Below are 13,120 nucleotides of genomic sequence, written 5' to 3'. Positions count from 1 at the left end.
ATTGATTGGATCTATAAAGCTTGTGTAGAAAAGGCTCGTGATTCGAGCACTCGTAAAATTGCATCGGCGGTATCTAGTGAAGTGAACAGCGGAACACCATGTTCCACCGCTTCTCGGCGAATGGTGTAGCCGTCTTTTGATGCGTGAGTTCGATCTTTATCCATCGTATTGACGACAACTTGTGCTGCTCCTTTTCTGATAAGATCTACGACGTTTCGTTTATCCGTCTCTTCAGAAATTTTAGCGACCGTTAACACATCTAGACCTTGTTCTCTAAAATACGTAGCTGTTCCTTTCGTTGCGAGTAAGCTATAACCAACTTCATAAAAACGTTTGGCAAGATTTAAAGCTTCTTCTTTTGTTTCATCTGCGATGGTGAATAAGACCGCCCCATAACTTGGTAAATGTAAACCAGAAGCCTCAAATGCTTTATAGAGAGCTTTTTCTAAGCTGATATCAGAACCCATTACCTCACCTGTTGACTTCATCTCAGGGCCTAAATAAGTGTCCACTTTTTGCAACTTTGTGAATGAAAAGACTGGCGCTTTAATATGGACCAGCTGGCTTTCTGGATAGAGACCATTTTCATAACCCATCTCTTTTAAGGAGTTGCCAAGAATGGCTTTTGTTGCTACTTGAGCCATTGGGATACCAGTAATCTTACTTAAAAACGGCACTGTTCGACTTGCTCGTGGGTTGACCTCTATCACATAGACTTTTTCTTCATGAATGACAAACTGGATATTCATCATGCCGATACAATTTAATCCAAGTGCTAATTTTTCTGTATAGGTCGCAATTGTTTCTTGAATCTCTTTTGATAAAGTTTGTGGCGGGTAAACTGCCATTGAGTCACCTGAATGGACACCAGCACGTTCAATATGTTCCATGATCCCTGGGATAAGGACCGTTTCACCGTCACAAATGGCATCTACCTCACACTCACGCCCTAACAAGTAACTATCCACTAAGACAGGATGTTCAGGTGAGGCTTTCACTGCGTTGACCATATAATCCTCTAAATCTTGTTGGTTCTCAACAATTTCCATCGCCCGTCCACCTAAGACATAACTTGGACGAACAAGTACCGGATAACCAATTCGGTTGGCAATCACGACCGCTTCTTCCTTGCTAGTTGCGGTGTCTCCTGGCGGCTGTGGAATCTCTAACTCTTTTAAGGCTTGTTCAAACAAATCGCGGTTTTCCGCGCGGTCTAAATCCTCGATACTTGTGCCTAAGATTTTTACGCCTTTTTTGACTAACGGCTCTGCCAGATTAATGGCTGTTTGCCCACCGAATTGAACGATGACGCCTTTAGGTTGTTCCAAATCAATCACGTTCATGACATCTTCTAGCGTCAGTGGTTCGAAATATAATTTATCTGAGATGGAAAAGTCAGTCGAGACCGTTTCAGGGTTACTGTTCATAATGATGGCTTCGTAACCAGCCGCTTGAATGGCTTTCACCGAATGAACGGTTGCATAATCAAATTCAACCCCCTGCCCGATTCGGATAGGCCCGGAACCAAGCACTAGAACAGAAGGTTTTTCTGAAACATGACTTTCGTTTTCGACTTCATACGTACTATAAAAATAGGGCGTTTGTGATTCAAATTCCGCAGCACAGGTATCCACCATCTTATAGACGGGTGTGAGTGAATGAGCTTTTCTAAAAGCGGTCACTTCCACTTCTGTTGTTTGCCATAAATCAGCAATTTTACGGTCAGTAAAGCCGTTTTGTTTGGCTTCTTTCAGAATTTCTAAGTCATTTGGCGCTTCTTCTAAAGCCGTTTCTAACTCAATGATATGGAGGAGCTTGTCCAAAAAGAACAAGTCGATTTTTGTTAAATCACTTAATTCTTGGATGGTGAAGCCTCGCCGAATAGCCTCTGCTAAATAGAAGAGACGGTCATCTTGTGCTTTTACAATTTTTTCAATTAAATCATCGTCTTCCACTTGTTGGAACTCGTTGATTTCTACGTGATACGTACCAATTTCTAGTGAGCGAACGGCTTTTAACAAGGACTCTTCAATGTTTCGTCCAATTGCCATGACTTCACCAGTGGCTTTCATTTGCGTGCCTAAACGACGTTCTCCTTTTTCAAATTTATCAAAAGGCCAACGAGGAATTTTTGCAACCACATAATCTAAAGCTGGCTCAAATTCCGCATAAGTTGTTTGCGTCACAGGATTTTTCATCTCATCCAAGGTTAAACCAACCGCAATTTTTGCTGCAAGCTTGGCAATTGGATATCCAGTTGCTTTACTTGCCAATGCTGAAGAGCGAGATACACGAGGGTTCACTTCAATGACATAATAGTTAAAGCTATGGGGATCTAGTGCTAGCTGAACATTACAGCCCCCCTCTATTTTGAGTGCCCGGATAATAGAAAGTGAAGCATCTCTAAGTAATTGATACTCATGATCTGCGAGCGTTTGACTAGGGGCAAAAACAATCGAATCACCTGTGTGAACACCAACAGGGTCAAAATTTTCCATGTTACAGACAACAATTGCATTGTCTGCTGAATCGCGCATTACTTCATACTCAATTTCTTTGAAACCCGCGATACTACGTTCAATCAGACATTGTGTTGCCGGCGAAAGCTTCAAGCCGTTTTCGGCGATTTGACGGAGCTCCTCTTCATTATCACACATGCCACCACCTGTTCCTCCTAAAGTGAAGGCTGGACGAACGATGACTGGATAACCAATTGTTTCTGCAAAAGCTAGTGCTTCGTCGACTGTATTGACAATCTCAGATTCCGGAATCGGTTGTTCTAAGTCTTCCATCAATTGTTTGAATAAATCACGGTCCTCCGCTTGGTCAATCGCTGAAAGCTTAGTCCCTAATAATTCGACTTGTAGTTCATCTAAAATTCCAGAAGAAGCGAGTTCCATAGCCATGTTTAACCCTGTTTGCCCACCTAAAGTTGGGAGTAAAGCATCAGGTTTTTCTTTTCTCAAAATCCGAGAAACAAATTCCAACGTGATGGGTTCGATATAAACTTTATCTGCAATTTCTTTATCTGTCATAATTGTTGCTGGATTTGAGTTGACTAAAACAACCTCATAACCTTCTTCTCTCAATGCCAGACAAGCTTGTGTTCCTGCATAATCAAATTCAGCTGCTTGACCGATAATAATTGGCCCTGAGCCAATCACCATAATTTTCTTGATATCCGTACGTTTTGGCATCTTAGTCTTGCTCCTTTCCGGCATCCATCATTTCCATAAATTCGTCAAACAAGTGAAGCGCATCATGCGGTCCAGGTGCGGCATCTGGGTGAAACTGAACACTAAAGGCTGGATAACGACGATGACGAATCCCTTCAATAGTTCCGTCATTGACTTCTGTGTGTGTCACCATCAGTGTTTCTGGATCGATCGTTTTTTCATCAACCGCAAACCCATGATTTTGTGAAGTGAAATCAATTCTTCCTGTCGCAATCTCTCTTACTGGGTGGTTCAGGCCACGATGACCAAATTTCATTTTGTAGGTATCAGCACCATTAGCTAATGCGAACAGCTGATGACCTAAGCAGATGCCAAAAATAGGAACTTTTCCTTGAATTTCTTTAATCATTTGAATAGCTTCTGGGACATCTTTGGGATCTCCCGGACCGTTTGTTAACATGACTCCATCTGGACATAAGTCAAGAATGGCTTGTGCAGAGGTGTTGTGAGGCATTACTGTTAAGTTGCATTGACGTTTCGATAATTCGCGTAAAATACTGTGTTTTAAACCAAAGTCAATCACCACAACATTGCGTCCAATGCCTGGGCTAGGGTAAGGTTTAGTTGTTGATACTTGAGCGACTTGATTGGTAGGCAGAACAGTCGCTTTTAGTTGATCGAAGATATGGTTAAATTCATCTCCAGCATCTACCATGCTAGCTTTCATTGTTCCTACCTCACGAATTTTTCGTGTCAGTGCTCTAGTATCTATTCCTGAGATACCAGGAATTCCTTTGTGTTTTAAGAATTCATCTAATGTCATTTGTTTTCGCCAATTACTTGCTAGACGAGCGTGTTCTTTAACGACAACGCCCTTACAGGTTGGCGCGATTGATTCGTAATCATCCCGATTGACGCCATAATTTCCTACCATTGGATAAGTAAATGTGATTATTTGACCATTGAAGCTTTGGTCTGTAATGGTTTCTTGATACCCAGTCATACTTGTTGTAAAGACGATTTCTCCAAAAACGTTGGCTTGTCCACCAAAAGCTTTACCAGAAAAGACAGTCCCATCTTCTAAAATCAATAGTCGTTTCATTTACTTTTCCTCCTTCTTCCAGACAATCTTTCCATTAACGAGGGTGCAGATGGTTTCTCCATGAATTTCCCACCCAACAAATGGGGTATTCACTCCCAATGACTCAAATTCTGTTTCATCAATGGTCGTCTTTGTTTGTAGATCAAATAGTGCAATGTCTGCGGCTTGGCCAACGCGTAGTGTGCCAGCTTTTAGGCCAAAGATTTCAGCTGGTTTTGTGGCCATCCAGTCAATGACTTGTTCTAAAGTAAAGACGCCTGTTTTGACAAAGTATGTGTAGATTAATTGGAAGGCCGTCTCGCTGCCAACAATGCCAAACGGTGCTTTCAAGAAACTCTGCCTTTTTTCCTCTAAGCCGTGTGGTGCATGGTCCGTAGCGATGCAATCAATGGTTCCATCTAGTAAGCCTTCAATCAAAGCTGCGCGATCTTCTTCTCCTCGTAAAGGAGGATTCATTTTCCAAAAACCATTGTCCTCAGGAATATCTTCATCAATCAGAATTAAATGATGAGGTGAAACCTCTGCTGTTACATGAACGCCAGCCTTTTTTGCATCACGAATGACTCGAACACTTTCTTTGGTGGAAACATGGCAAACATGATAGTGAGCGCCAGTTTCTCCTGCTAAGACAACATCTCGTGCAATTTGTGACGCTTCTGTTGAGCTAAGAATTCCTGGTAAGCCTAACTTTTTAGAGATTTGACCTTCATGCATGACACCGCCAAACAAGAGCGATTCATCTTCTGTGTGAGCCACTAAAGCCATTCCTTGTTTCTTCGCTTCCTTCATTGCAAGATACATGGTTCCAGCTGTTTGAACTCCAACGCCATCATTGGTGAAAGCAAAGGCGCCAGCTTCTTTTAGAGCTGCTTGATCAGTTAAAACTTCACTTCTTAACTCTTCGGTAATGGGTGCATATTGGAGAACGTTTATGACAGCATCTTTTTTGATGGTTTCATAGATTGCTGAAAGCTTCTCAGCGGTATCTGGCACAGGATTTAAGTTAGGCATCGCACAAACTGTGGTAAAGCCTCCATGAGCGGCTGCCAAACTTCCTGCTTTGATCGTTTCTTTATAAGTAAAGCCTGGTTCACGTAAATGAACATGAACATCGACCAATCCAGGAGAGATTAATTGTCCTTTTGCATCGATGACTTGATCAAACTCAAGGTCAGAAAAATCTGTTCCAATCGCTTTGATAAGCCCCTCTTCTATCCAAATTTCTACAGGCTCTAGTTGGTTATTCTTTACTACAATCTGACCATTTCTAATTACTGTCTTCATCTTTTTTCCTCCTACGCCTTTCCATTTAATATTGCTTCTAAAATTGCCATTCGTGTAAATACACCGTTACTCATCTGTTGAACAATTCGAGATTGGAGTCCTTCAACTAACGAATCCGCTAATTCAACATCTCGGTTGACGGGAGCTGGATGCATGATAATTGTGTGTGCTTGTAATCTTTTCGCGCGCTCTACCGTCAAACCATATTCTTGGTGATAGCCTTCTTTTGAAAAGCTTTCTTTGCCGTCATGTCGTTCATGCTGCACGCGGAGCATCATCATTACGTCGACTTGGTCAAGCAGTTCATCCAAAGGGAGATAGTGTCCGTAAACTTCAAACTCCTTGTCGTACCACTCTTTAGGCCCAGAGAAGAACACCTTTGCTCCTAAACGCTTGAGCATTTGCATATTTGATTTGGCGACACGAGAATGCGTAATGTCGCCGACAATTGCAACCTTTAGATTTTCAAAATAACCAAATTCCTCATAGATAGTCATCAAGTCAAGTAAGCACTGACTTGGATGCTGTCCACTCCCATCCCCACCATTTATGATGGAGCATTGAATGGTCTTGCTTTGGATCAGTTCTTCATAATAATGTTCTGCTCCATGGCGAATGACGGCGATGTCAACACCAAGTGCGGACATCGTTAATACCGTATCGTACAAGGTCTCGCCCTTTTGAACAGAACTCGTTGTGGCTTCAAATTCAATGACATCCAATCCTAATTTTTTTTCAGCTACTTCAAAACTTTTGTGCGTTCGCGTACTATTTTCAAAAAATAAATTTGTTGCAAAGTATTGTCTTCTTTGCGGCGTCCACTGGGCACCATTTTTGAACTCCTGCGCTCGCCGAATTAAGCCCATTACTTCTTGATCGGTCAACGCTTCAATGGTTAAAAGATGTTTTAAGCTGATTCTTTCTGATTGGATAATCATGAATATTTCCTCCTCTTAGTCTTCTTCGCTACGTGAAGTTTCAGGTAAGATTAAATTTAAGACGATGCCCATTACTGTTGCTAAAGCCATTGCTGATAAGGTAAAGGTACCTACTTGGAAAATCAACCCGCCAATGCCGACTACTAAGATGACTGAGACAATTAGAAGGTTTTTCTTCTTATCAAAGTTGACTTGGTTTTCAATCAAGATTTTTAACCCACTTGTAGCAATTACTCCGAATAAGACAAAGCTAATTCCTGAAATAACCGGACTTGGAATGCTTAAGATTAAAGCACTCAACTTTCCAACAAAACCTAGGCAGATAGCTAAGACCCCTGCACCGCCGATAACGAAGACACTGTGCACACGAGTAATGGCTAGAACGCCAATATTTTCACCGTAACTTGTTACAGGAGGCCCCCCAACAAAACCGGCAACAATTTGTGCGAGTCCATCACCCATTAAGGTTTTGTGTAAACCAGGATCTTCAAAGTAGTTGCGTTTTGTTAGTTTGTTTAAGACCATTAAGTGACCAAAATGCTCAGTCATTGTGACAAAAGCGATGGGTGCCATGGTTGTGATAGCCCCAAGATAAAGTTTCGGTTCATAGTGAACAAAAGGAACTTCAAAATTTGGTAAGGCAAACCAAGGGGCGTTTTTAATTAAATCGACATCAACAATACCAAACAATAGAGCAACCAAGTAGCCACTTACAATTCCCAACAAGATAGGTAGCAATCCTAAGAAACCTTTTAAGTACATGTTGAAGAAAATCGTCAATGCTAGGGTAATCAAGGCAACAGCAACGTATTTGAAGTCATAAACTTGATTAGCGACATCGCTGTACATGGCATTGTTTGCCGCATTAGCAGCTAGTCCTAAGCCGATAACCATAATGACAGGTCCGACTACAATCGGTGGCAAAATTTTATCTAACCAAGCGGAGCCAATTTTTTTGATAATAAGTGCAACAATTAGGTAAACAAGTCCCGTTGTCATGGCTCCTTGTGCGATGGCTGGATAACCATCTGTTTGCATGAGCATCTTCATGGCCGCGATAAAAGCGAAGCTACTTCCTAAGTAAGCTGGAATCTTTCCTTTTGTAACGGTTAAGTAAACTAATGTTCCCAGCCCTGAACTGACTAAGGCAATCCCTGGATCAATTCCGACCATAATAGGAACAAGAACAGTGGCTCCAAACATGGTGAATAAGTGTTGTAAACTAAGTCCTAACCACTGAGCGGGCTTTGGGACATCGTGAATATCTAATACAGCATCTGAGTTTTTGAATGGTTTTTTATCTGACATGGGTACACTCCTATTTGTTTTATTTCGCAATCAAGACTCTATCTTGACCATCTAATTCTTCCATTTCAACAATAATTTCTTCACTTAATGATGTAGGGACATTTTTTCCAACATAGTCTGCTCGGATAGGTAATTCGCGATGCCCTCTATCCACTAAAACAGCCAGTGAAATTTTGTTTGGTCGGCCAAAATCCATGATGGCATCCATTGCTGCTCGAATTGTTCGACCTGTAAAAAGCACATCATCCACTAAAATGACTTCTTTTCCTTCAAGCGAAAAAGGAATATCTGATGAGTGAAGTTCAGGCTCGGCTTGTGGTTCCTCTTTTTTATCGTCTCGATATAAGGTGATATCAAGTTCTCCCACCGGTACGTCGACTTGCTCTAACTGTTTCAGACGTTCAGCAATTCGTTGGGCGATGTAGATGCCTCTTGTCTTTATGCCGATTAAGACAATATCTTGTACGCCACGATTCCTTTCAATAATTTCGTAAGTGATTCGTGTTAGTGCTCGTTTCATTGTGATTGTATCGACAACTTCTTTTCCTTGCATACTGTTTCCCTCCAATAATTAATTGTGGCGAAGACTCGCATAATGAGGACAAGCTATCTCATTATATTTGAGTGCCTCACGCCTAGCATCCCTGCTAATAGTCCCTAAAATAAGTAGGACTACACAAAAAAACTCCTACCTGTGAAGGTAGGAGGATGGTTTCAGACTTTTTGTGTGTACACGTCTATAGAATAAGTCATCGTCTTGGCGCACCAAGGTTTGTACTTACTCGCTTCCTTCTTAGCCTCACGGGACTACTCTTAAAGGATTACTTATTTAATTTTTCTCTAGAAGTACTATAACGTTGTTAAGAAAAAAAATCAATGATTTTCTCTTAATTTTTCTAAAGTTTTTTCAAATAGTTCGGGAAGTGGTGCTTCAAAGACCAAATTCTCACCTGTTGTTGGATGCGTAAAGCCTAAAAGTTTTGCATGTAAAAACTGGCCATTTCCCTCTAATGTTTTTTTGGGCCCGTATAAAGGATCTCCTGCCACAGGAAAGCCGATATATTGCATGTGCACACGAATTTGGTGTGTACGCCCCGTTTCTAATTTCAGTTCAATAAGGGTGAAACCTTCAAAACGCTCAAGGACTTGAAAATGTGTGGTAGCAGGCTTGCCGTCTTCTATCACTGCTTGTTTCTTGCGATTGATCTTTGAACGGCCGATAGGAGCTTCAATCGTTCCTTTTTCATGCGAAATTTCTCCATGTACTAAAGCCACGTATTTGCGTAAAGAAGTTTTGTCTTTTAGTTGTTTTGCTAAAGATTCATGTGCTTGATCATTTTTAGCAACCATCAATAGGCCGGATGTATCCTTGTCGATTCGATGGACAATGCCTGGACGTACCACATCATTAATCGTTGAAAGATCTTTGATGTGAAACAGTAAAGCATTGACCAAGGTACCGTTTTTATGTCCGGCAGAAGGATGAACAACCATTCCTTGTGGTTTATTGATTACGGCTAAATCTGTATCCTGGTAGACGATTTCTAAAGGAATATCCTCAGCAATTAAGTCTAATACTTCTGGCTCAGGTATTGTAATGATGATTTTATCCTGTGCTTTAACCTTATAGTTTGCTTTAGCTGTATCTCCATTAACCGTGACGCCGTTTTCTTTAAGCCATTGTTGAATTTGTGAACGAGTATAGTTTTTTAAGGTTTCTGATAAAACCTTATCAATTCGCCCTGTTTGTTGCTGAATAATTACTTCAATTTGTTGTTTCATTAGCTCCCCTTTTCTCTTTCATCTAAAATAATATAAATGAAGATACATACTACCCCAATTACTAAAGACATATCTGCCACGTTAAAAATCGGGAAATTAATAAAGTCTGTCTGGAACATATCCACGACATAACCCAAACGAATACGGTCAATAAAGTTTCCAAGAGCACCAGCTAAAACAAGACTTAGCCCAATCGTAAACCATTTGTTTCCATGCAAATTTTTCACCAAGAAATAAAGGACTGCTATTACAGCAATTGTTGTAACAACTGTGAAAAACCACATCTTTCCTTCCAATAAACTCCAAGCGGCTCCGGTATTACGAATATAGGTCAAAGAAAGAATATTTTCAATGACTGATTGGCTCTCGCCTAACTTAAAATTTGAGACAGTCCAGAGCTTCACCCATTGGTCAATGCCAATCACGGCAGCACTCAATAACAAATAAATAAAAATCACAGGCGTCAATCCTTTTCTGTAGAATATATATCTCGCGGACGAATAATCCCCATTAAATTGCCATTGGGATTACCATCCTTGGTTATTAAAACGGCTTCGAGTGTTGCTTTGTCACGAAACAAAGCTTCTACTTCAAAGACATGTGTATCTTCCGAAATAAATTGATAGTTTGTTTCTTTTCCATCTGAAACAATCAGATCCTTGGCTTGTAGCTTTTCTAAATGTAAGTCACCCTGTTGACTTCGTTTGGCAAACCAAAAACCTAATGCACGAAGCGTAATCAACCCTTCAAACACGCCATTACGATAAAGCGGAAACTGAGAATAGCGCTTTTCAGCAACGATTTTCAAAATTTCTAGTAGTGGTAGCTCCCAATCAAACCCAGTGACTTTTTTTGAAAATCTGGGACAAACCATTTCTGGTTGAGTCAAATCAAGTTCAATTTGTTTGATGCGTTGTAGAATCCATTCATTAGGTTCAGCAATCACAAAGTCCTCAGAAATTCGGTCATGAACAATAGCGTTTCTCAGCTGAGCAATCTGTAATAAATCATCCGCATGAGCTCCGACTTGCAGATCTTTTCTTCGCGCCAAGCGTCGGACCATTTCACTAAACCCCATACTACTCGGGTTATTCATTTCTTCACGTAGCCATTTTTCAATACGATTAAAACTTATTAAAAACTCCTCAGACGGTTTCGGCATGTGTGTTCTCCTTTAGAAGATAGGCCTTTGAAGCCATGTTTTTTAAGAAAAAAACAAATAGAACAAGAAGGATCAGCATTAGCCATAAGCTCCTTAGAAATAGCGGAATACAAAGCATACTAACAAACAAAATCAAATAAATTTGAATGAGTTTTGGATTCATCACAACAGTATAACTTTTTATCGGGCTAGGCTGAATGGTATAGATTGGACTTCGTAACAAAAAAGAAAATTTTATTTGGAGCGTCAGTGGTTTATTAGGTAAGTCTAGCTCTTTGGTTTGTTGGTGTTGCAAGACAGTTTTTTTCTCGCCGTTTACCAATAAATCAATGGGACTCCCCATACCATAAAAACCCGTTTGTCGTGTTACAAAAAGTTTCATCTAAAAGCACTCCTTATTATGCTTTAGTATAACGTAAAAAACAAGTCGAGTGAAGCCGATTGTTCGATTAAATCTGAGCACAGTGAAGATTTGTAATCAATCCTTCCTTTCGACTCTAATGGTGTGAAGAGAGGAAAAAACTCAAGCATCTATCTAAATAGGCTTGAGTTTTTGTCTACTATTCTTTTTTAGAATAAACCAATCGCTGTTCCATCTGCTAAAACATCCATTTTTAGCGCAGCAGGTTCTTTTGGCAATCCGGGCATTGTCATAACATCTCCAGTTAAGGCAACGATAAAACCGGCACCGATTTTTGGAACGAGTTCGCGAATGGTTACAGTAAAGTCTAAAGGTGCACCCAAAGCTTTTGGATTGTCAGATAGCGAATATTGCGTTTTTGCCATACAAACAGGCAGACGATCCCAGCCATAATTCTCAAAAATCTTCATTTGATTGAGGGCTTTTTGACTAAAGGTAACCCCTGAGCCACCATAAATTTTGGTGACAATGGTTTGGATTTTTTCTTCAAGAGAGGCGCCTATTGGATAAATTGAATGATAATTAGCCGTTTCTTTTTCGATGACAGAGACCACCGTCTTAGCCAAAGCTAGACCTCCTTGTGCGCCATGTTCCCAAACGCTAGCTGTCTCGACAATCACCCCTTGTTCTTGGCAAAGCGCAACAAGTTCAGCGAGTTCCTGTTTTGTATCAGTAACAAATTCATTGATAGCGACAACAACAGGTATACCATAACTTTTCATATTCTCAATATGTTTTCTTAAATTACTGTAGCCACTTCTAACTGCTTCAACATTTTCTTCATTAAGCTGAGCTTTTTCAACGCCACCATGCATCTTTAAGGCCCGAATAGTTGCGACAATCACAATCACATCTGGCGCTTTTTTCAAATTAGGCACTTTGATATCTAAGAACTTCTCTGCACCTAGATCTGCACCAAAGCCGGCTTCAGTCACGACATAATCACCGAGTCTTAAGGCTGTTTTGGTGGCAAGTACGCTATTACAGCCGTGTGCAATATTGGCAAAAGGGCCACCATGAACAAACGCGGGCGTTCCATAGATTGTTTGGACAAGATTCGGTTTAATCGCCTCTTTTAAAATCAAAGCAAGAGCGCCTTCAATTTGTAAATCGCCCACAGTAACAGGTGTTTTTTCATACGTATAAGCCACAACAATATTTGAAAGTCGGCTTTTCAGATTTTCGATATCTGTAGCCAAACAAAGAATGGCCATAATTTCACTTGCAACAGTAATATCAAAGCCATCTTCTCTAGGAACGCCTTGAAGAGGTCCACCCAAACCAACGATCACTTGGCGAAGAGCTCGGTCATTTAAATCAACCACGCGTTTCCAAATGATACGGCGTGTATCAATGTTTAGTTGATTGCCTTGTTGAATATGGTTATCTAATAACGCAGAAAGAGCATTATTAGCTGTTGTAATCGCATGCATGTCCCCTGTGAAATGCAAATTAATATCTTCCATGGGTAAAACCTGCGCGTAGCCTCCGCCTGTAGCCCCTCCTTTGATCCCCATAACTGGGCCAAGAGATGGTTCACGAAGTGCGATGACTGTCTTTTTGCCAATAGAATTTAAGGCATCGCCCAAGCCAATAGTCACTGTAGATTTCCCTTCTCCAGCAGGTGTTGGATTAATGGAAGTCACTAAAATCAGTTGCCCTTCTTGATTCTTTTGTGCATCTTGAATCGCTGAAATGTTGAGTTTTGCCTTATAATTTCCATATAACTCAATATCGTCTTCTGTTAACCCAAGATTTTCAGCAATCTCTTTAATCGGTTTCAATGTTATTGATTGAGAGATTTCTATATCTGTTTTCATAAGACCCTCCAAAAAATTACGAACTTTTTTATTAAATATATATGATTTCGTTAAGAATATTCTTATTATACTTGTTTTTAATATGGAAATCACTAAAAAATTCGGGAAATTCAAATAAATTTGACGT

Annotated in this window: 11 protein-coding genes; all 11 read right to left on the bottom strand. The window is 40.4% G+C overall.

All coding sequences use genetic code 11. The annotated features are described in order from the left end of the window. Nucleotides 1-11: 11 nt before the first annotated feature. A complete protein-coding gene (gene carB, locus IGI37_RS08150) occupies nt 12-3,197 on the bottom strand; it encodes a carbamoyl-phosphate synthase large subunit (RefSeq protein WP_438761102.1) in 3,186 nt (1,061 codons plus the stop codon). 1 nt (nt 3,198) lies between these two features. After that, nucleotides 3,199-4,278 (bottom strand): carbamoyl phosphate synthase small subunit, encoded by a 1,080-nt coding sequence (locus IGI37_RS08145; protein ID WP_438761101.1) that lies wholly within the window; start codon nt 4,276-4,278, stop codon nt 3,199-3,201. Further along, nucleotides 4,279-5,562, bottom strand: a complete 1,284-nt coding sequence (locus IGI37_RS08140) for a dihydroorotase (protein ID WP_438761100.1) — start codon at nt 5,560-5,562, stop codon at nt 4,279-4,281. A gap of 11 nt (nt 5,563-5,573) precedes the next feature. Next, nucleotides 5,574-6,500 (bottom strand): aspartate carbamoyltransferase catalytic subunit, encoded by a 927-nt coding sequence (locus IGI37_RS08135; protein WP_438761099.1) that lies wholly within the window; start codon nt 6,498-6,500, stop codon nt 5,574-5,576. A gap of 15 nt (nt 6,501-6,515) precedes the next feature. Beyond that, entirely contained in the window at nt 6,516-7,808 is a 1,293-nt protein-coding gene (locus IGI37_RS08130) for a uracil-xanthine permease family protein (protein WP_438761098.1), read from the bottom strand. Nucleotides 7,809-7,827: 19 nt separating this feature from the next. After that, complete coding sequence (pyrR, locus tag IGI37_RS08125) at nt 7,828-8,361, bottom strand: bifunctional pyr operon transcriptional regulator/uracil phosphoribosyltransferase PyrR (RefSeq protein ID WP_438761097.1); 534 nt, start codon at nt 8,359-8,361, stop codon at nt 7,828-7,830. 320 nt (nt 8,362-8,681) lie between these two features. After that, complete coding sequence (locus IGI37_RS08120; RefSeq protein ID WP_438761096.1) at nt 8,682-9,590, bottom strand: RluA family pseudouridine synthase; 909 nt, start codon at nt 9,588-9,590, stop codon at nt 8,682-8,684. Further along, on the bottom strand, nt 9,590-10,048 hold the full coding sequence (gene lspA, locus IGI37_RS08115; protein ID WP_438761095.1) for a signal peptidase II: 459 nt from the start codon (nt 10,046-10,048) through the stop codon (nt 9,590-9,592). Before lspA ends, IGI37_RS08120 begins: the two co-directional genes overlap by 1 nt. A gap of 5 nt (nt 10,049-10,053) precedes the next feature. Continuing rightward, a complete protein-coding gene (locus tag IGI37_RS08110) occupies nt 10,054-10,752 on the bottom strand; it encodes a CBS domain-containing protein (protein ID WP_438761094.1) in 699 nt (232 codons plus the stop codon). After that, the gene (locus IGI37_RS08105) at nt 10,736-11,134 is read right to left on the bottom strand and encodes a hypothetical protein (RefSeq protein ID WP_438761093.1); all 399 of its coding nucleotides are present in this window, start codon (nt 11,132-11,134) and stop codon (nt 10,736-10,738) included. The genes IGI37_RS08110 and IGI37_RS08105 overlap by 17 nt, the downstream gene beginning before the upstream one ends. 188 nt (nt 11,135-11,322) lie before the next feature. Next, a complete protein-coding gene (locus tag IGI37_RS08100; protein WP_438761092.1) occupies nt 11,323-12,993 on the bottom strand; it encodes a formate--tetrahydrofolate ligase in 1,671 nt (556 codons plus the stop codon). Between the last annotated feature and the right edge of the window lie 127 nt (nt 12,994-13,120).

The sequence above is a fragment of the Enterococcus sp. AZ194 genome (assembly GCF_051713825.1).
Lineage (GTDB): Bacteria > Bacillota > Bacilli > Lactobacillales > Enterococcaceae > Enterococcus_K.
This window is presented reverse-complemented; position numbering and strand designations above follow the sequence as displayed.

Coding starts and splice junctions, on each gene's coding strand:
- IGI37_RS08145 (WP_438761101.1), bottom strand. CDS start 4,278: ATGAAACGACTATTGATTTTAGAAGATGGGACTGTCTTTTCTGGTAAA.
- IGI37_RS08140 (WP_438761100.1), bottom strand. CDS start 5,562: ATGAAGACAGTAATTAGAAATGGTCAGATTGTAGTAAAGAATAACCAA.
- IGI37_RS08105 (WP_438761093.1), bottom strand. CDS start 11,134: ATGAAACTTTTTGTAACACGACAAACGGGTTTTTATGGTATGGGGAGT.
- IGI37_RS08100 (WP_438761092.1), bottom strand. CDS start 12,993: ATGAAAACAGATATAGAAATCTCTCAATCAATAACATTGAAACCGATT.
- IGI37_RS08135 (WP_438761099.1), bottom strand. CDS start 6,500: ATGATTATCCAATCAGAAAGAATCAGCTTAAAACATCTTTTAACCATT.
- carB (WP_438761102.1), bottom strand. CDS start 3,197: ATGCCAAAACGTACGGATATCAAGAAAATTATGGTGATTGGCTCAGGG.
- IGI37_RS08120 (WP_438761096.1), bottom strand. CDS start 9,590: ATGAAACAACAAATTGAAGTAATTATTCAGCAACAAACAGGGCGAATT.
- IGI37_RS08110 (WP_438761094.1), bottom strand. CDS start 10,752: ATGCCGAAACCGTCTGAGGAGTTTTTAATAAGTTTTAATCGTATTGAA.
- pyrR (WP_438761097.1), bottom strand. CDS start 8,361: ATGCAAGGAAAAGAAGTTGTCGATACAATCACAATGAAACGAGCACTA.
- IGI37_RS08130 (WP_438761098.1), bottom strand. CDS start 7,808: ATGTCAGATAAAAAACCATTCAAAAACTCAGATGCTGTATTAGATATT.